Here is an 18,355-nt window from a genome sequence, read left to right on the forward strand (position 1 = left end):
TTTAATCAAATTTTTTCTCAATCTATTAAGAATTTCTCAGCGTTTTTACTTAAAGCTTCTCGATGATGTTCCGATGTCAAACCAGATAAATCAGGGCCTTTCGGCAATATAGTATATCCCTTTTGATCATTACTCGCGATATGGTTTGACAAATGGTAGTGCCGTTTAATCGCATCAAAATCTGTCGTATCACCAAACCCAGGAGTCTGATAAAGATCCCTTAAATAGCCCCATAGATTAGGAAAATCGACAATCCGATTTCGATTGGCCTTGAAGGCAGAATAATAGGCAGCATCGAAGCGAATTAACGTAGCATACAACCGAACATCAGAATCCGTAATAAAATCACCAAATAAGAACCGCTGTTTCGACAAACGCTCCTCCAGCTCATCCAATCTTGCAAATAAAGTGTCATATGCCTGTTCGTAGGCTTCTTGTGATTGGGCGAATCCACATTTATAGACGCCATTGTTGACTTCATGAAAAATAATATCGTTTAGCGCATCAATCTCCGCACGTAAATGCTCCGGATACAGATTAGGTGCCTGCTCTTTATGAAATGGAGCCCAGACCGTTTCGAGATAGTTTGTCAGTTTAAAATAATCATTATTAACGACCTTTTGTTCCTTCACATCCACGAAGACAGGCACCGTTGGCCTGCCAGTATAATCTGCAGCTGTTTTTAAATAAATTTCACTCATATACCTAATTCCTAATACTGGGTCAATGCCGTCCTCATCTAAAGAAAACTCCCAATCCACGTGGGGAAGATTCGGCCGCATAGGACTAGCTATCCCTAAACTGATTACTTCCTCTAACCCGAGAACACTGCGGACAATAACCGACCGATGGGCCCATGGGCAGACAGCAGACCATAATAATCGGTAACGCCCGGCTTCAACTGGCAGTTCCCCATCGTTTTGACCGAAAGGCGTAGTAAATCTATTTTTTTGACGATTAAACGCACCATCTGCAGTAATCTCTTTTGGACTTTTATATATTCCCTGATCATCTCGTGACATAAATGAATCCCCTCTAATAAATATTAAATTCTAAGTAATTCAATCGGTTTTATTAATTTTAGTATGATTAATCAATCTGTATAAGTCAATAATATTATCTGACTTCATTTAATATTCAGAATCTATACTCCTAAAGCGATCCCCTTCAAACGAAAAAGGACATCTCCATGTTGAAGATGTCCTTTCTCCGCTATTAAGCTGCTTTTTGTTCTTGATAAGGTTTAAGCTTGTGGCCTTCCCATCTAGTAATAACAATGGCAGCCAAAGAGTTTCCGACAATATTAACACAAGTTCGTGCCATATCAAGGATCCTATCAATCCCGGCAATAAACGCTAAACCTTCTACAGGAATTCCTACGCTTCCTAATGTAGCAAGAAGAACTACAAATGATACGCCTGGTACCCCCGCAATTCCTTTAGAGGTTAACATCAATACAAGTACTAAGGTGATCTGATGGCCAATACTCATATGAATACCATACATCTGCGCAATAAACAGCGCTGCGATCGCTTGGTAAAGGGTAGATCCATCAAGATTGAAGGAATATCCTGTTGGAATAACAAAAGATGTAATCGCCTTAGGACAGCCAAGTTTCTCCATCTTTTCCATGATCTTTGGAAGAACTGCTTCCGAACTTGCTGTTGAGTAGCCTAAAATTAATTCATCTTTTAGATACTTAATGAGATGGATAATGTTAAATCCAACAAGTTTTGCTGTTAAACCTAGGACAACTAAAATGAAGAAAAACATGGCTCCGTATACAACAAGAACTAGTTTACCCAATGGTATTAATGAAGCAACACCAAATTTTGATACAGTCACACCAATTAATGCGAACACACCGAATGGCGCTAACTTCATGATTTGGTTGGTAACATAGAACATCGCATCGGCAGTTCCTCTAAAGAAATTAATGATTGGAATCCCTTTCTCCCCAATTGCCGCAACTCCAAGCCCGAACATAACGGAGAAGAAAATGATTGGCAGCATTTCCCCGTTTGCGAGAGACTGAATGATGTTTGTAGGAACAATGTTTACAACAGTATCAATCATTGAATGAGATTCAGTTTGTTCCGCTGTGCTTACATAGCTGTTTATATCTGTTTTCGCAAGTTTTGATTTATCTACACCTGCACCTGGCTGGAATACGTTTGCAAATAGAAGTCCTAAAACAATCGCAATCGTAGTGATCACTTCAAAATAAAGCAGGGTTTTACCACCCAGTTTCCCCAATGACTTCATATCTCCAGTACCAGCAACACCCACGATTAAACTAGAAATAACAATGGGAACAACAATCATTTTAATTAAACGAATAAATATATCGCCAATCGGCTGCAGGTAACTTGCCACATGTGGATTACCATAAAAAACCGCACCGACAATGACACCGAGAATGAGCCCAATGAAAATCTGCCACGCTAAACTAATCTTCTTCATTTGCATTTCTCCTTTTCAATATAATAAAAGTTGATTACTATAATGAATCAACTCTGACTTATAAAATGAAATATTATTTTCTCTATTCAGTTATACTTAGTTTATATTATATAAATTCTCCTCATATAACAACAATTTTCTTCATGGAAATTACTCCTATTTGTAATATCAGAATAACAATATCCCTTATTTACCAAGACTTTTTTCCTAATATAATCGAAAAATTCCTATCTGAAAAGTATAAGAATAATGAAGATTTACAACCTGTACGAAAAGGTTCCCTACGTATTAGCCTAGCTATTGATGAATAGCCTAGTTGTAGATGGTTTTCCATACTTTTATATAGGAGGGGTCAAAATGGGGTATTATGTAAAGGTTGCCTCTCAAGTCAACATTTATGTAGAAGATATTAATCCCAAGAGCCATAAGACCGTCCTCTTTGTCCATGGCTGGCCTGCAAATCATAATTTATTTGAATATCAGTTTAATGTCCTTCCTTCCATGGGATATCGATGTATTGGGATTGATCTTAGAGGATTTGGCAAATCAGATAAACCATGGAAAGGCTACTCTTACGACAGAATGGCTGATGATATTCGCCAAGTTGTGAAAGCGCTTCGTTTACAGCATTTCACACTCGCTGGCCATTCAGTAGGTGGAGCGATTGTAATTAGATATATGGAGCGTCATAGCGGCTATGGGGTTTCAAAATTAGCCCTATTCGGTGCGGCTGCCCCTAGTTTTACCAAGCGGCCCGGCTTCCCTTTTGGGTTAGAAGCGAAGGATGTCAATACATTACTGGGACAAATTTATAACGATCGTCCGAAAATGCTCGCAGACTTCACGAACATGTTCTTCCATCAGGCAATCACCAAACCATTTTCAGACTGGTTTTTTCAATTAGGACTCCAAGCTGCAGGTCATTCCACCGCAGGTTTACTTAATTCCTTAAGAGATGAAACCTTATTCGATGATATCAAAAGGATTCAAGTGCCTACATTGATTCTTCATGGGAAACACGATCAAATTTGCCTGCCGCCGCTGGCTTCCGTCCTTCACCAAGGCATACAGAATTCTAAACTGGTTTGGTTTGAACATAGCGGGCATGGGTTGTTCTGGGAAGAGCAGAAGAAGTTTACCCAGGAATTGGCTAATTTCATTGGCTAGAATAAAACAAACGCTTCCTACATAAATAGTGGGAAGCGTTCATTATTATTGTTGGGGATATGCCTTTTGTAAAAATTGGATTGACTCGGTAATGAGCTCTTTTAATACAGAAACATCAATATCGGCAACTTTATTGATATAAACACACGCTTTCCCAGTTGTATATTTCCCAAAGTTTTTAAGTAATTCCTCACGCTTCGTCTCACCAGGTGCAAAATACAAACTAATTTTTGCCTTACGTGGTGAAAAGCCAACCAAAGGGGCATCTCCCTCATGACCAGATTCATATTTATAGTGATAAGAACCAAAACCAATGATACTTGGCCCCCACATTTTTGCCTCATAACCTGTCGTTTCAGTAAAGATATCAATTAATTTATACGCATCTTCACGCTTTTTCGGATTGTCTACTTGTTCAATAAACTCAATGACACTGTGCTCAGTTTCTTTTGTTTTTTGTTGATAACTCAATTGGTTCACTCCTTTGTTATATTTTAGTGAATATTGGTATGAAGGACAAATAACAGGCTTTTGTATTAATTAATACTCTTTCAATCCTTCCTTTCCTGCTATTTTGTTGCTTTTTCTCCAAATAAAAAAGGAGAGCAGCTCTACTCTCCTTCTTCTACAACTATGATATATCCATGTTGCTGCGGGCCGTCCTCGTATACTTCGCGAGAAACTATGTAATAGTTTTCCTTACTTTCGTCACTGATGACTAATTCACTTGGACTTTTGTCCACTGCTGCTGCTTCTAAGCTAAAATATGGCAATCCAAGTGTTGAACTATCAAATGGCATGGTTATCCCTCATTTCTATCTATTAAGATGTACATTCCCTTTGTAAAGTATAACAAATTTTTCCCCTTTGTTGTCCTAATGATTTTTCTTTAATTTCAAGTTATGGTACTCTCTTAAAAGAAAAATGAAAACGTTTTGGAAACGGGGGATTATTATGAACGTATTATGGGATTTTGACGGAACTCTTTTTGACACCTATCCAGCACTTGTCTCTGGATTCATCCGCTTAAGCCAACAAGATTTGGACCGTGATGAGGTTCTTAAATGGCTTAAAATTGATTCCAAGACTGCCTTTAAGCATTATGGAATCGGTGAGGAGCAGAGACTTGAATACCAAACTTTACATAATTATTATTCAAAGACAGAAAGCAAGCCATTTGAACACTTAAAGGAAGCATTATCCTCTGTGGAGAATAATATTATTGTGACACATCGTGATAAGGAATCCACTGTATTTCTGCTTGAGAAATACCAATTAAAAGACTACTTTAAAGACATTGTTTCCGTGGAGGAACAAGGATTTACACGAAAACCACACAGCTCCTCATATGAATATGTATTAAAAAGTTACCAAATTGATTTGGTTGTCGGTGACCGTGAGTTAGACTTAATTCCCGCTCGCAAATTAAAGATTAAAACATGCGTCTTTCAGAATCAAAACATTGAGGCGGATTTTCATATTGACAGCTATGCCGATTTTATTCCTGAAGTTCTAAACCGCCTTTAGGTTTTTATTAAAATTTTGAAACTTTATTGAATTTCATTCGTACAAGTATATATAGGTAGGATGAATGGCAGAATAAAAAAAATTATGATAGAACGGAAGATCGATATTGGGCTCTAATATTTTACTTATTGGACATTATGTTTTTGAGGCTTATTATTGGTTAATTTTAATATCCATTTTTGGTTCTTGGTTTCCTAAGTTTCAAGAAACCAAACTTGGGATCTGGATTGGCAAGTTGGTTGAACCTTATTTAGGCTTGTTCAGAAGGTTTATTCCACCACTTGGTCCAATTGATTTTTCACCAATTATTGCATTATTTGCCTTTCAATTTATCCGGAGATTTGCAATCGAAGGTCTTCGCCAATCATTAAATGTTATTGGTGTATAAGGCAAAAGAAAAGGAGCTGCGCTGCAGCTCCTTTTTTCTATATCATCAATATTTCCCTTATATCCTCTTCAGTAAGGGTAGACATGACTTTCTCATCCGAATCAATAATTTCTTCGATAAGGTGTCTCTTCTTTTCTTGCAGTTCATTCATTTTTTCCTCAATCGTCCCGCGTGCTACCAGCTTGATGACCTGGACGATATTTTTCTGACCCATTCGATGGGCCCGGTCTGCCGCCTGTTCCTCAACAGCAGGATTCCACCATGTGTCATATAAAATGACGGTATCTGCACTCATTAAATTCAAGCCGGTTCCTCCTGCTTTCAAGGAAATGAGGAACAAATCACGTTCACCTCGATTAAATCGCTCGCAGATTTCTACTCTTTCTTCTGATGGGGTCTGTCCATCCAGATAGAAGTAGTTCATCCCTTTTGTGGTTAACTCCCTGCCGATTAATTCAAGCATCTTCGTAAATTGAGAAAAAATTAACACACGTCTTCCAGAGAGCTTTGATTCTTCGACAATCTGCAAGAGCTGTTCAAATTTTGCCGAATTCCCTTGATAACCATCTACAAATAAGCCTGGATGACAGCAAATCTGCCGCAGCCGCGTCAAACCTGCCAATATTCTGATTCGATTTTTGCGAATCGTATCTTTGTCGAGATGCTTTAACGTGTCGTGCCTTAGTTTCGCCAGATAGGCGGCATACAATTTCTTTTGTTCTGGGAATAGTTCAACCGATTCCAAAGACTCCATTTTTCCAGGAAGTTCAGCGAGGACATCTTCTTTTAACCTGCGCAGTAAAAAAGGACGGATTCTCCGCGCAATCGTTTTTCTTGAAAGCTTACTATATTCCTTTAACCCGAGAAACAGTTCTGGAAAAACAACATGAAAAATTGACCATAACTCCTCTAAGGCATTTTCCACTGGTGTACCTGTTAGCGCAAAGCGATGCTGGGACTGCAGTTTTTTTACTGCTCGGGCAGTTTGGGTCAACGGGTTTTTAAAAGCTTGTGCTTCATCGAAAAACACAGTATGAAACATTTGTTTCTCAAACCAGATGATCTCGCGACGCAGCAATGGGTAGGAGATTATCATAACATCAACATTTGTCTGTTCTTTCAGGAGTTGGGTCCGCTCTGCTTTCGTTCCATCAATGACAATGGCGTTCAATTGAGGAGCGAATTTCCTGCATTCACTCAGCCAGTTATAGGTTAACGATGATGGACAAACAACAAGGGCCGGCTGCCTATTTTTTCGAATATCGGACTGGACCGACACAATATACGCGATGCTTTGAATCGTTTTTCCAAGTCCCATATCATCCGCCAATATTCCTCCAAAACCATAGTAAGCCAGAGTTTTCATCCATTTAAACCCGTGTTTTTGATACTCTTTGAGAATCGGATCTACACTTGAAGGCACTTGGAACTCTAACTTGCCGGGATGGTGCAGGTGATCCAGAAACTGCCGAAAGGAGTCCTCTAGTTTGAAGGCATCACTAATCTCAACCGTATCAAGGAGTTGAAGACCTTGCTCGATTGGTAAATCCAATCCACTGGCAAGATCCCTATTTTTGGCTAGTGGTGAATAAAGAAAACGTTGGATTTCTTCAAATTCTCTTATCTGAAGCGAGAGCAGCGACCCGTTTGGCAGACGATAATATTTCCGCTTTTCCTCTAAAGCCGCCAAAACTTCACGTATTTGTCTCTCAGGAATACCGTCCATTTCAAATTTGAATTCAAGCCAGTTGGTCCGTTCCCTTTTGACCCTTACCCTTACCTGTGGACGAAAATTCTCTCTCGAAATCCGATTTCGAACAGCTGTCGTTGCGTAAATCCGGACAAGGTTTTGGAGTTTGGGGACGACGTACGTTAAAAAATCATATTCCAGTTCTTCATTATGAAGAAAATATCCCCCGTCCGTCCTGGCAAACGCGCTATCCTCAAAAATCTGCAGGATTTCCTCTTCCTTTTCCACATCACGGATCACTAACGATCCTGTCGGGAGATCTCTATTTTCTAAAGGATTAATGATTGTATTTTCATAATGAAATTCGAGCCCAGCAAGCAGGCGGTTTTTCACACGGTCCAAGTAGAGTTTGGCTACTAGAGGTGTGGTCATCCATTGCTTCATGATTGCTTCGGCGATCGTAACTTGGCCTAATCTTTTTAATCCAGGCGCCACCTTTTCTAAAAAAAACTGGATTTGCTCTTCAGGAATCGGTATTTGACTCATTCCCGAGGCATCAAGCATCCTTTTCAGGTCGAAAAGACGTTTAAAGTCCTGCTCTACCAGTTGTTTTATTTTCCCTTCAAATAAAACAGAATGATAAGCTTCAAAGAAAATCATTCGTTGAAGATTTTTGACTCTCAGCTGATAGCCATTTCCATCCGCTCTAACAAAATCAAACTGTAAAGGCAGCCCTCCGTCAGACACATGCAGTCCCTGATAGCTTCGGCCCTCATACTCCACCTGCACCTTAGTTATCTTTCGGAGGAAAGAAAGCAGGCGTCCCCATGCGGATGATGAAATAAATAGCATTTGCTGTGTATTGATATTGTTATTGGTGTCAGGCACCGCATCCATATAAACTTTTTCATCAAGGACTACTTGGCAGAGTTGCTCGAGTACGTCATTGTATTCTTTTTGAAAGCAGTGCTGATTTGGGTCAAAATTAAATGAAATGGAAAGTTTGAAGGTCTTTCCTGCTCTCATCTGTTCCAGAAAGACACGGATGTTTTGTACTATGACGGATTCGAGTGTAACTTCAATCGTAAATAAATGGCTTCCATTGCCTATATCAACGGGTTTCAAGATAAACCCAATATCCAGCACGGTTCTTTTTTCAAAATGCAGTTGATGACTGCTAGACCGGACCGGCCGGTCGGTAAAAATATTCAATAACCCTTCAGTGAGTTCCTGATTGGTTGAATGAGCGGCGCTCGTGCTCGGGATCGTTCCTTTTTGTTGGTGCTCGTAAATGGCTAATAAAACGGCAGCAATATGCTGACAATCCTTTGAAAAAGAAGCCAGCTTCGGGCAGCTGCATTCCGTTCGAAGATCATCACCTGGACCAATCTCGATGGTTACATGAAAATCTTCATCACCTCTCACGGTTGCTTGACAGCGATGTGGGAGATATTGATGAAATATAACTTTATTCGTTTGATAAAAATACTCTCCCCGTTTGAAGGAGACAGTGCCACACATTTCTTTTATCCGTTTATGAGATAATGTTACGTTCAAGTGTTCTGCTCCCTCCTGAGGTTTGGGCTCTGGTGTCCGTTAAGATATACAACATTATAGCATAGGTAAAATTTTTTCTTATCATAGAAAAAACGCCTGTCCCTATAGAACGGAGGGCAGACGCTTAATTATGAAAATCTATTCTTCAAAACCAACTCTCATTGTATCCGGATGAGAACCTGCGCGGCTATCTTGATTTAATCCATCGATTTTTTCCATATCCTCAGCGGATAATTCAAAATCAAAAAGATCGGCATTTTCAATAATGCGATGTTCTTTGATCGATTTTGGTATAGTCACTACACCATGCTGCAGATCCCAGCGCAAGATCACTTGAGCAACAGATTTATTATATTTATGGGCAAGGTCTTCCAGAACTGGTTCATTTAGAAGCTGCCCTTGTTTTAACGGGGACCATGCTTCCATTTGAATGCCTTCCTTTTTACAGTAAGCAAGCAATTCTTTTTGGGTTAAATGTGGATGGAATTCTACCTGGTTTACCATTGGTTTAATCTCTGCGGTACTGATTAAATCTTCTAGATGATGAACAAGGAAGTTACTTACACCAATGGCGCGGACACGGCCATCTTTATAGAGTTTTTCCAATGCCTTCCATGTATCTTTATACTTATTTTTTCCAGGCCAGTGGATTAAATACAGATCCAAAAATTCAGTTCCGAGCTTGTTAAGACTAGTTTCAAAGGCTGCTAACGTTGATTCATAGCCTTGATCAGAATTCCATACCTTAGAGGTGATAAATAATTCTTCACGCGGCACGCCTGATTCTTTAATGGCCTGACCTACGCCTTCTTCATTTTTATAGATAGCGGCAGTATCAATACTAATATAGCCATTCTTAATGGCTGCTTTAACGGATTGAACGACCTCTTCTCCTTCATTCACTTTGAATACACCTAACCCCACCCATGGCATTTTTACACCATTATGTAATGTAGTAGTGTCTTTTAAATTTGTTGGCATCAACTATTCCTCCTTTTTATTAAAAATCGAAAAAAAGACGAAGGGTCTTTGTTTCGATACTAGGTAACAGCTTTATGGGTTACAGTTTATCTTCCTCTAGCGGCTTGAACTTTTTCAATATACTGTTTTGCATACTCAGTAATTTTGTTAAAATCCCCTGTTTTTGCTGGTGCCAATAGATTACCGCCTACTCCAACGGCTACGCACCCATTCTTAATCCACTGTTCAACATTGTCTAAGCTGACTCCACCAGTTGGCATAATATTTATTTGTGGAAGCGGCGCTTTTACTGCTTTAACAAAATCTGGACCAAAGGCACTGCCAGGGAATAGTTTCACAATATCAACTCCCGCTTCTAATGCACGTTTCATTTCGGTGAGGGTCATACAGCCAGGCATATATGGAACTTGATAAAGATTACATAATGTTGCCGTTTCCTGGTCAAAGGCTGGACTCACTACAAACTGTGCCCCCGCTAAAATGGCAATCCGAGCTGTCGCTGCGTCAAGTACGGTTCCTGCGCCAATCACTACATCATTATTATCTTGATAAAGGGCTGCTAATTCTTTAATCACTTCATCTGCGCCTTGGACGGTGAAGGTAACCTCAATCCCTTGAATACCGCCTTCTACACAGGCTTCTGAAATGTTAACAGCCTCTTCTTTTGAGTCTGCCCTTACAACCGCAACCACACCACATTCCGCAATTTTCGTTAAGATATGGATTTTTTTCATCATCACATTCACTTTCTTTCTATTTATTTTCTTTTCAAAAAAGTATTTTCAAATAGTTTTCATTATTCTTATTTAAATTTACAAAATCATACTCTTATCGTATCATATAATAGAACAGCGTTCCAAAAATATGAACTGAAAAACATTTAAAAGAGGTAGAAATCATGTCTAATGTTCAATCCCTTGAAAGAGCACTTACCATATTAAACAAGCTTTCTGAATATCCCGACGGCATCCAGATTACACGGCTAGCGGAGCAGGTTGGACTGACAAAAGGTACTCTTCATCGATTGTTATCTACATTATCGAATATGAATTATGTTGTTAAAGATGAAGAGACCGACAAATATAAACTTGGCTTACAAATCCTCTTTCTTTCTAGAAACCTTTTAAACAACTCAAATATTGTCACGATTGCTAAACCATTTTTAGAAAAATTATCACAAGAAGTGAATGAAACCGTTCATTTATGCATTGAAGACCGCGGCGAAGTGATTTATATTGATAAAATTGAAAGCAATCAAACCATTCGAATGTATTCGCGCATTGGCAGCAGAGCTCCTATGTACTGTACCGCTGTCGGAAAAATATTACTTTCTGATATGAATCAGGACAAATTTGAAGAACTCGTTTCAAACATTACCTTCATTCCTAAGACACCAACAACAATCACATCAAAAGAAGAATTGATTAAAGAAATCGAAACGGTGAAGGCCAAAGGTTATGCATTAGATAATGCCGAGAATGAAGAAGTATTAAGATGTATTGCCTCGCCTATTTACGACCATAAAGGCAAGATAATTGCCAGCTTTAGTATTTCAGGACCTAATAACCGAGTTACCATGGATTTGATCAACCATACATTAATTGACAAAATGAAACAGTATAGTATCGCTATTTCAAGAAACCTTGGGTATACAGGTTCTTAAACAAGATAATTTAAAGGTGAAGAAAACCAGATAAATCGGATTTTCTTTACCTTTGGCTGTGTTAAACTTGTNNAGTGTCAAAATCAACATTAACCTCTAACACAGCCTTACCTTTAATATTCTCTTCTATTAAAGCTTCTCCAAGGATTCTTCAATAAAGGCTTCCAAGTTATCTCGATTCGGTAATCCATCGTTATCCCCAGGGGACATTACCGCAAGCGCACCGATAGCTGCTCCGCGTTTTACCGCTTCCTTCAAAGGCAAACATTCTAATATCCCGCTGACCACTCCAACGGCAAATCCGTCACCAGCACCTACCGTATCAACGACTTTCTTTACCGGAAAACCCTCGGTGTAGAATTGCTCACCTTGTGAACTGGTGAACGCCCCTGCGGCCCCGAGCTTAATCACGACAGTTTTTACACCGCCGGCGTGATAATAAGCTGCTATCTCATGAACGTCTTCTTTTCCCGTTAACATTTTCCCTTCCTCAATGCCTGGAAGAACAATGTCTGAACGGCAGGCCAAGTCGTTAATGACCCGAACCATTTCTTGTTTGTCTGCCCAAAGTCCCGGACGCAAGTTAGGATCATACGAAATTTGCACACCGCGCTCACGAGCTACCTTCAAGAGCTCATAAACCATCTCTCTACACCCTGCTGATAATGCGGGGGGAATACCCGTTAAATGAATATGGTCAAATCCGTCCCAATTCAAATGAGCGATTGTTTCCAAGTTCATATGCGAAGCTGCTGAATTCTTTCGGGCTGAAAACACTTCTGGATCACCGCTCACTACCTTTTCCTTCCACTGCATTCCAGTTAAATAGTCTGCATGATACGTCACATATGTGGTATCAATCGCATTCTGCTTCAGAAATGTTTCAATATTTTTGCCAAACGGGTCCAGCCCTAATTGGGTAATATAGGTGACTTCATGCCCCAAGCGTGACATCCCAATCGAAAAGTTAACCTCTGCACCTGCCACAAAACGATCAAATCGATCAACAGTTTCTAGGGAACCCTCTTGGTCTGCTACAAATAGTGCCATCGGTTCTCCAACAGTCATAATTCTACTCATACGATCCTCCCCTTAATTGAAAGAGAGACATACATTATGTCTCCCTTGATTTACTTATCAAGCCGTTGCTTTATTTCCGCCCGGCATAACTGGTTCATTTTTTTTCTTTTTCATGTATTGCGACCAATAGGCCGTTAAAATTGGAACTAATATCGACGTTACGATAACAGACGCTGCACACAATGCCGTTGCCGATTGTGCAACCGGAAGAAATTCAGGTTTCATTGTAGCAATAATCATCGGATTGGCAACTGCAGCCCCCGCTGTACTAGAAGCAGCAAGACCAGCTGTACCGTTTCCGCCACCGATAAACTTATCAGCAAGCATTAATGGAATGCCTGTGATAACGATTACAAGAAGACCCAATAAAATTCCTGCCAGACCTGTCTTCGCAATTACCGTCAAATCAATCGAGTTACCTAGAGCAAAACCAAAGAATGGAATCATCGTATGTGTCGCTTTACTGAAAAATTCACGGAAATCTTTATCCAAGTTACCAAGAATAAACCCTACTAAGAAAGGTAAGACAGCTCCTACAAATGCTTGAGGTTGGAATGCGGCCAACCCAGTTGAACCAAGAATTAACATGGTCACTAGTGGACCTGATTCAAGTGACATTAGGACAAACGCTCCGGCTTCCTCTTTACTGCCGTACTGCTGCATAATGGAAGCATATAAGCCTCCGTTTGTCATATCCATGCACGCGATTAAAGCGAGAACAGAGAATCCTGCAAAAAAGCCAGTTTGAATCCCGCCATCTGGGATAAACATAGCAGCAACGATGGCAACGATCCATGCAACCGCTATCTTTGTTAACACAAGTGTTCCTGATTTCCGTAAAACCGTACCTGTTGCCTTAATATTGATTCCTGCACCCATGCAGAAAAACCAAACAGCTAGAATTGGTACAGTACCGGTCATTAACCCATTCGTAAATGAACCAAAATACTCACCTGACTTTGGTGCAAGCGTATGAATAATTGCACCTAAAAATAACGGAACCAGCATAAGACCACCAGGAATTTTTTCAATCGTCTTCATAATTTTCATAATGGCATACCATACCTTTCGGTTTATAATGGGTAATTTTTTTAGTAAAAAAGTGTCGAGACATGCTGTGTTATGTTCCTGAAACAAATCATGACAATCAAAGGCGGCTGGATTTAAACGATATTGACTTTGAACCGCCTCTGTCTTTAAATCACTAATTCCTTTTCCCGGCTTAACGGGCTAACCAACCACCGTCAACTGCTAGAATATGTCCATTCATATAATCGGAGGCTTTACTAGATAAGAAGACAACTACACCCATAAGATCTGACGGGTCAGCCCATCTTCCAGCTGGAATACGGGAGAGAATTTCTGCATTCCGGTTCTCATCTGCACGAATTGGCGCTGTATTGGCCGTAGCGATATATCCTGGGGCAATCGCATTGATTTGGATATTGTAATGTCCTAATTCGTTGGCGAATGCCTTTGTAAGACCCGCAACCCCGTGCTTACTTGCTGTGTATGGAGGAATAAATTTACCACCTTGGAAAGACAGCATCGAACCAATGTTGATAATTTTTCCGCTTTCTTGCTTAGCCATCACTCTAGCAACCTCTTGACTTAGAAAATAGACTGCGTTCAGGTTAATATCCATAACCGCATCCCAATCCTCTTGTTTGTAATCTAGTAATGGCGTACGACGGATGGTACCTGCATTATTTACGAGAATATCTATTTTCCCATAGACGTTCAGACACTCATCTACGATATTTTTAATATTTTCTCTTACCGTTAAGTCTGCTTGATGAAAATGAACTGTGCGTCCAGTCTCTTCGATTATAGCTCTAGTTTCATCCCAGTCTGTATTGTGGGAAACAACAAATAAATCTGCTCCCGCTTTCGCTAATGCAATCGCATAGCCTTGACCAAGTCCGGTATTTCCCCCCGTCACAATTGCAACCTTACCTGTTAATGAAAAAAAGTCTAGTGAAAAATCTCTCAAACTCATTAGTTAGCACCTCTTCTTTTTTGTCTTCTCATTGGCAGTTACAAGTTATCTAAGTTGATCCATGGTGACTTGATCCATATCGTTATAGGTTTTATTTTCTCCGGCCATTGCCCAGATAAAAGTATAATTACTAGTTGCACTGCCGCAATGAATCGACCATGGCGGTGAAATAACCGCTTGTTCGTTCTTCATTACCAGATGACGTGTTTCGGTTGGTTCCCCCATCATATGGAACATTCTTGCATTTTCGTCCAAATCAATATATAGGTAGACTTCCATTCTGCGGTCATGTGTATGTGTTGGCATCGAATTCCATACGCTTCCCGTATTTAATTGCGTCAAGCCCATCACAACCTGGCAGCTTTGGATTCCCTCATTATGTATCATGCGGCGAATCACTCGATCGTTTGCATTTTCTAGTGACCCTAATCGGTCGCCTTCAATATCTTTAAAGGCTGCGTGTTTGACGGGATACTCTTTATGAGCTGGTGCAGAGAATAAATAATACTTCGCTGGGCTTACAGTGGATTCACTCGTGAACAGTAACTCTTTCTTTCCTAATCCAACATATAAGCAATCTTTGTTGTCCATTTGATATGTCTCGCCATCCACAGTGATCCTCCCGCTTCCACCGACATTGAAAATACCCACTTCTCTGCGCTCCAAGAAGTAATCAGCTTTGATTTGGTCATACCCCTCTAAAGAAATCGTCTCTCCCATCGGTGTGATGCCCCCAACGATGGCGCGGTCTTCCATCGTATATACAAGTTTGATTTCGCCTGGCACAAATAATTCTTCAATTAGATAGTGTTTGCGAAGTTCCTCGGTCGTAAATGTTTTTGCATGGTCTGGGTGTGTTGAGTACCTTGTTTCCACAATATCCACTTCCTTATATTTAATAGGTTTTCTCTTGAGTATTTTTTGTTCCACATCGTGGTACGATGTTTCATAATTTAATTATAGCGTTTTCATTTGCAAATGGCTAGTAGTAATTTGTCAAAATTGTGAATTTTATATTTTAATGATTATTACCAGAACTTTTGGTAAAATCATGTAAAAGTATTTTTGGAGGATTTTTATTATGATTAACTACCCGCATTTAAAAAAGGGAGCTGCCATTGGAGTAACTGCACCGTCTTCAGGTGTGCCCGCACCACTACATGAAGTCATTAAACAAGCATGCAGCCGGATGGAGCAAAGAGGATTCAAGGTGGTTTGTGGAGAAACAACTTGGACTCAAGACAAAGCTAAATCAGCTCCAGCATTGATCCGTGCAGCTGAATTTAACTTAATGATGCAAAACAGTGATATTGACATTATCATTCCACCCTGGGGCGGAGAATTATTAATCGAGATTCTCGAACATATAGACTTTGAAAATATTAAAAACAAGTGGGTACTGGGCTATTCCGATGTAAGTGTGCTTTTGCTTGCGATTACCTTGAAAACAGGTATCGCTACCGCTCATGGGACAAATCTCGTAGATTTAAGAGGAGAATTGATGGATGAAACGACCGCCATATGGGAGTCTGTTTTATCAACGAACATAGGTGAATCAATTACTCAGATTTCCTCTGACCATTATCAGAAAGAATGGCAGCATGCTAATCCCTCACCCTGTGTCTTTCATTTAACCGAACAGACGGTTTGGAAAGTTGTCGGGAACCAACCTGTTAAGATCGAAGGGCGCTTGCTCGGCGGGTGTGTTGACATTATTAGGCATCTTATCGGGACACCATTCGGTGATGTAGAAGCTTTTAGAAAAAAACATATAAGCGGAGAGCCTGTTATTTGGTATTTAGAGAATTGTGAAATGAATACTGCTGATTTGCGGAGATCCTTAGTCCAAATGAAATTAGCTGGTTGGTTTGAAAACTGTTCAGGCCTAATGTTTGGACGGAGTGAAGCCAATAAGCCCGTTGAAAGCTATACGGTGGAAGATGTTTATCAAGACCTTGCTAATGAGCTTAAAATACCAATTATTTATGATATTGACTGCGGGCATCTCCCACCACAAATCACCTTCATTAATGGGGCTTATGCTGAAGTGGAAGTTGCCGCAGGTAAAGGTGCCGTTTTACAATTTTTCCGGCCGTAATTACAACAGTTGTCAGCATGACATTCGGACAGCCTTTTCCGATTTTTCGCTTCTCCTGTCCGAGTAACTGAAATACCTACTTTCTAATCAAATCGAATAGTTCATATTTGTTGGAATCATTGACTTTATAAAAATCAAGCAACCCTCCGCCGATCGTGAAATCAAACAAGGTAGAGCTTGCGAATCCCCACACTAAAAATAAAATGGTAATCGATGTAGGTAATCTTTTCGGAAATAGGAAAAATGCCAAATAGGCAACAGCCAGCATAATTAAGATATAGATCTCATTTTTCAGCAAAATGGGATGGGTTGAATCATTACAGCGGGCACGCAAAACACATCCTAAACTGAAATCATATAATCGCCTGGCCATACAGGGTACATTGAAAGGAACGGAACCTATGAAATATAAGATTATTGAAAGAGATCGTTTTAAAGTTGTTGGAGTCAAGCGCGAATTATCATGTGAGAATGGTGAGAACTTAACGGAGATCCCCAAAATGTGGGCTGATGTTCATACTGATGGAACGAACGATTTATTAATCAAGGTGAATAATGGGGAAATTAATGGCGTCCTTGGTGTATGTGCTGAAAAACGAGGCACTCAGGTGCAATTAATGGATTACTGGATTGCTACGGAACATACTGGTGAAACGCCTGAAGGTTTATTGAATCTTGAGATACCTGCTTCTAAATGGGCCGTATTTGAAGTTCACGGCGCAATGCCCGATGCTATACAAAAAGTGTGGCAACAAATATATAGCGAATGGTTCCCTTCCAGTCATTCCAAGCATGCTGGCACACCTGATTTAGAAGTCTATTCCTCCGGAGATCCTTGGAGCCCTGATTACTACTCTGAAATCTGGATTCCTATAAAATAAAGAATATGTTTCTGATTAAACGTTTGGTTAGCTCTCCAAGCCAGGTATACCAAGGATTCCGGCGATTTGATCAGACGTTTGATTAGTTTTTAACCAAAAATTAACTAATGATTAATATTTAGTTCATATTTTATTAATAATAATGAGATATAGTACTTATTAGAGGGGATAGCACGCGTGGCTATCATGGTATTAGGCGTAGGCGGAGCCGATACCTTAGGAAGAGCTCCAGCTTAACAGTTGCTCCCTTAAATATGTAGTCTATTACTTCCTTATTTATAAATACGAAAACTCAACGGGAGTGCACCTCTTCATAGAAGGAGGTGTGTTCTTTTTTATTGGCAAAGAAGAAGTTTATTCCATCAAACGTTTGATTAGTTAGTTTACCCCTACATAATGGATGCCCACGTTTTAATCAAACGTTTGATTAGTTTTCAAAATAGTTCCGTTTGTTTGTAATGAAACAAACATTCGTTGCCTATTAACTCTTTTCCTGAACGTCAGTGGGTTTTTCCCACAGTTCAATCCATCTGCCTTCAGGATCAGAAATCCAAATAAATGTTCCAAATTCACTTTGCTCCGGCTCCTTCAAAAGAGGAACCCCGCATTGGTTAAGATGCTCAAGACACTCAGCCATATTGTCAATTTGAAAATTCAACATAACAGATTGCTCTGGAGGAAAATATTCATTATCCTCTGTAAAAAATGAAAAGGCTGTTTTATTCTCTGCTCCAGGAGTAATGATTGTCATATTCCAATCATTGTCCATAGGGATACCTAGAACGTCGTTATACCATTTTTTTAAAGTTTCTATATTTTTTGATCTCCAAAAGATGCCGCCAAATCCTAATACTTTCATTT

At 39.8% G+C, this 18,355-nt stretch carries 19 protein-coding genes; 6 read left to right on the forward strand and 13 right to left on the reverse strand.

Annotated elements, in window-relative coordinates:
- Positions 1-17: 17 nt before the first annotated feature.
- Both COJ96_RS21740 and COJ96_RS21745 read right to left on the reverse strand, forming a co-directional pair.
- The gene (locus COJ96_RS21740; protein WP_098575875.1) at positions 18-1,022 is read right to left on the reverse strand and encodes a glutathione S-transferase family protein; all 1,005 of its coding nucleotides are present in this window, start codon (positions 1,020-1,022) and stop codon (positions 18-20) included.
- Positions 1,023-1,215: 193 nt separating this feature from the next.
- On the reverse strand, positions 1,216-2,463 hold the full coding sequence (locus COJ96_RS21745) for a cation:dicarboxylate symporter family transporter (RefSeq protein WP_098575876.1): 1,248 nt from the start codon (positions 2,461-2,463) through the stop codon (positions 1,216-1,218).
- 357 nt (positions 2,464-2,820) lie between these two features.
- Here COJ96_RS21745 and COJ96_RS21750 point away from each other — a divergent pair, with 357 nt between their 5' ends.
- Entirely contained in the window at positions 2,821-3,630 is an 810-nt protein-coding gene (locus tag COJ96_RS21750; protein ID WP_098575877.1) for an alpha/beta fold hydrolase, read from the forward strand.
- A 45-nt stretch (positions 3,631-3,675) separates the two neighbouring features.
- Here COJ96_RS21750 and COJ96_RS21755 read toward each other — a convergent pair whose 3' ends face one another.
- Entirely contained in the window at positions 3,676-4,101 is a 426-nt protein-coding gene (locus COJ96_RS21755) for a DUF1801 domain-containing protein (RefSeq protein WP_098575878.1), read from the reverse strand.
- Positions 4,102-4,241: 140 nt separating this feature from the next.
- Positions 4,242-4,430 (reverse strand): hypothetical protein, encoded by a 189-nt coding sequence (locus tag COJ96_RS21760; RefSeq protein WP_098575879.1) that lies wholly within the window; start codon positions 4,428-4,430, stop codon positions 4,242-4,244.
- A 154-nt stretch (positions 4,431-4,584) separates the two neighbouring features.
- Here COJ96_RS21760 and COJ96_RS21765 point away from each other — a divergent pair, with 154 nt between their 5' ends.
- Both COJ96_RS21765 and COJ96_RS21770 read left to right on the forward strand, forming a co-directional pair.
- Positions 4,585-5,157, forward strand: coding sequence for an HAD-IA family hydrolase (locus COJ96_RS21765; protein WP_098575880.1), 573 nt, complete (start codon positions 4,585-4,587; stop codon positions 5,155-5,157).
- Between the two features lie 106 nt (positions 5,158-5,263).
- On the forward strand, positions 5,264-5,545 hold the full coding sequence (locus COJ96_RS21770) for a YggT family protein (RefSeq protein WP_098575881.1): 282 nt from the start codon (positions 5,264-5,266) through the stop codon (positions 5,543-5,545).
- Between the two features lie 37 nt (positions 5,546-5,582).
- Here COJ96_RS21770 and COJ96_RS21775 read toward each other — a convergent pair whose 3' ends face one another.
- The 3 genes from COJ96_RS21775 to COJ96_RS21785 all read right to left on the reverse strand — a co-directional run bounded on the left by COJ96_RS21775 (position 5,583) and on the right by COJ96_RS21785 (position 10,507).
- The gene (locus COJ96_RS21775; RefSeq protein WP_098575882.1) at positions 5,583-8,792 is read right to left on the reverse strand and encodes a DEAD/DEAH box helicase; all 3,210 of its coding nucleotides are present in this window, start codon (positions 8,790-8,792) and stop codon (positions 5,583-5,585) included.
- Between the two features lie 138 nt (positions 8,793-8,930).
- Entirely contained in the window at positions 8,931-9,773 is an 843-nt protein-coding gene (locus COJ96_RS21780; RefSeq protein WP_098575883.1) for an aldo/keto reductase, read from the reverse strand.
- An 86-nt stretch (positions 9,774-9,859) separates the two neighbouring features.
- Entirely contained in the window at positions 9,860-10,507 is a 648-nt protein-coding gene (locus COJ96_RS21785) for a bifunctional 4-hydroxy-2-oxoglutarate aldolase/2-dehydro-3-deoxy-phosphogluconate aldolase (RefSeq protein ID WP_098575884.1), read from the reverse strand.
- A 164-nt stretch (positions 10,508-10,671) separates the two neighbouring features.
- Here COJ96_RS21785 and COJ96_RS21790 point away from each other — a divergent pair, with 164 nt between their 5' ends.
- Positions 10,672-11,436 carry an IclR family transcriptional regulator gene (locus COJ96_RS21790; RefSeq protein WP_098575885.1) on the forward strand — a complete coding sequence of 255 codons (765 nt, stop codon included), beginning with the start codon at positions 10,672-10,674 and terminating at the stop codon, positions 11,434-11,436.
- Between the two features lie 129 nt (positions 11,437-11,565).
- Here COJ96_RS21790 and COJ96_RS21795 read toward each other — a convergent pair whose 3' ends face one another.
- The 4 genes from COJ96_RS21795 to kduI form a co-directional block, all read right to left on the reverse strand.
- A complete protein-coding gene (locus tag COJ96_RS21795; RefSeq protein ID WP_098575886.1) occupies positions 11,566-12,516 on the reverse strand; it encodes a sugar kinase in 951 nt (316 codons plus the stop codon).
- Positions 12,517-12,573: 57 nt separating this feature from the next.
- Positions 12,574-13,566 (reverse strand): 2-keto-3-deoxygluconate transporter, encoded by a 993-nt coding sequence (kdgT, locus tag COJ96_RS21800; RefSeq protein WP_098575887.1) that lies wholly within the window; start codon positions 13,564-13,566, stop codon positions 12,574-12,576.
- Positions 13,567-13,738: 172 nt separating this feature from the next.
- Entirely contained in the window at positions 13,739-14,515 is a 777-nt protein-coding gene (kduD, locus tag COJ96_RS21805) for a 2-dehydro-3-deoxy-D-gluconate 5-dehydrogenase KduD (protein ID WP_098575888.1), read from the reverse strand.
- A gap of 45 nt (positions 14,516-14,560) precedes the next feature.
- Positions 14,561-15,391, reverse strand: a complete 831-nt coding sequence (kduI, locus tag COJ96_RS21810) for a 5-dehydro-4-deoxy-D-glucuronate isomerase (RefSeq protein ID WP_098575889.1) — start codon at positions 15,389-15,391, stop codon at positions 14,561-14,563.
- A 205-nt stretch (positions 15,392-15,596) separates the two neighbouring features.
- On the opposite strand from kduI, the gene COJ96_RS21815 reads away from it, so the two are divergent.
- The gene (locus COJ96_RS21815; protein ID WP_098575890.1) at positions 15,597-16,613 is read left to right on the forward strand and encodes a S66 family peptidase; all 1,017 of its coding nucleotides are present in this window, start codon (positions 15,597-15,599) and stop codon (positions 16,611-16,613) included.
- 76 nt (positions 16,614-16,689) lie between these two features.
- Here COJ96_RS21815 and COJ96_RS21820 read toward each other — a convergent pair whose 3' ends face one another.
- Complete coding sequence (locus tag COJ96_RS21820) at positions 16,690-16,947, reverse strand: hypothetical protein (protein WP_257148589.1); 258 nt, start codon at positions 16,945-16,947, stop codon at positions 16,690-16,692.
- Between the two features lie 67 nt (positions 16,948-17,014).
- On the opposite strand from COJ96_RS21820, the gene COJ96_RS21825 reads away from it, so the two are divergent.
- Positions 17,015-17,494 carry a GyrI-like domain-containing protein gene (locus tag COJ96_RS21825; RefSeq protein ID WP_098575891.1) on the forward strand — a complete coding sequence of 160 codons (480 nt, stop codon included), beginning with the start codon at positions 17,015-17,017 and terminating at the stop codon, positions 17,492-17,494.
- Positions 17,495-17,975: 481 nt separating this feature from the next.
- Here COJ96_RS21825 and COJ96_RS21830 read toward each other — a convergent pair whose 3' ends face one another.
- Entirely contained in the window at positions 17,976-18,353 is a 378-nt protein-coding gene (locus tag COJ96_RS21830; protein ID WP_098575892.1) for a VOC family protein, read from the reverse strand.
- Positions 18,354-18,355 lie beyond the last annotated feature (2 nt).

Source organism: Bacillus sp. AFS073361 (assembly GCF_002567005.1).
Taxonomy (GTDB): Bacteria; Bacillota; Bacilli; order Bacillales; family Cytobacillaceae; genus Neobacillus.

What these genes read in the sequence shown, in the direction of transcription:
- COJ96_RS21790 (WP_098575885.1), top strand. Translation starts at nt 10,672, where the DNA reads ATGTCTAATGTTCAATCCCTTGAAAGAGCACTTACCATATTAAACAAG.
- COJ96_RS21745 (WP_098575876.1), bottom strand. Translation starts at nt 2,463, where the DNA reads ATGAAGAAGATTAGTTTAGCGTGGCAGATTTTCATTGGGCTCATTCTC.
- kduD (WP_098575888.1), bottom strand. Translation starts at nt 14,515, where the DNA reads ATGAGTTTGAGAGATTTTTCACTAGACTTTTTTTCATTAACAGGTAAG.
- COJ96_RS21750 (WP_098575877.1), top strand. Translation starts at nt 2,821, where the DNA reads ATGGGGTATTATGTAAAGGTTGCCTCTCAAGTCAACATTTATGTAGAA.
- COJ96_RS21830 (WP_098575892.1), bottom strand. Translation starts at nt 18,353, where the DNA reads ATGAAAGTATTAGGATTTGGCGGCATCTTTTGGAGATCAAAAAATATA.
- COJ96_RS21825 (WP_098575891.1), top strand. Translation starts at nt 17,015, where the DNA reads ATGAAATATAAGATTATTGAAAGAGATCGTTTTAAAGTTGTTGGAGTC.
- COJ96_RS21765 (WP_098575880.1), top strand. Translation starts at nt 4,585, where the DNA reads ATGAACGTATTATGGGATTTTGACGGAACTCTTTTTGACACCTATCCA.
- COJ96_RS21760 (WP_098575879.1), bottom strand. Translation starts at nt 4,430, where the DNA reads ATGCCATTTGATAGTTCAACACTTGGATTGCCATATTTTAGCTTAGAA.
- kdgT (WP_098575887.1), bottom strand. Translation starts at nt 13,566, where the DNA reads ATGAAAATTATGAAGACGATTGAAAAAATTCCTGGTGGTCTTATGCTG.
- COJ96_RS21815 (WP_098575890.1), top strand. Translation starts at nt 15,597, where the DNA reads ATGATTAACTACCCGCATTTAAAAAAGGGAGCTGCCATTGGAGTAACT.
- COJ96_RS21740 (WP_098575875.1), bottom strand. Translation starts at nt 1,022, where the DNA reads ATGTCACGAGATGATCAGGGAATATATAAAAGTCCAAAAGAGATTACT.
- COJ96_RS21795 (WP_098575886.1), bottom strand. Translation starts at nt 12,516, where the DNA reads ATGAGTAGAATTATGACTGTTGGAGAACCGATGGCACTATTTGTAGCA.
- COJ96_RS21780 (WP_098575883.1), bottom strand. Translation starts at nt 9,773, where the DNA reads ATGCCAACAAATTTAAAAGACACTACTACATTACATAATGGTGTAAAA.
- COJ96_RS21785 (WP_098575884.1), bottom strand. Translation starts at nt 10,507, where the DNA reads ATGAAAAAAATCCATATCTTAACGAAAATTGCGGAATGTGGTGTGGTT.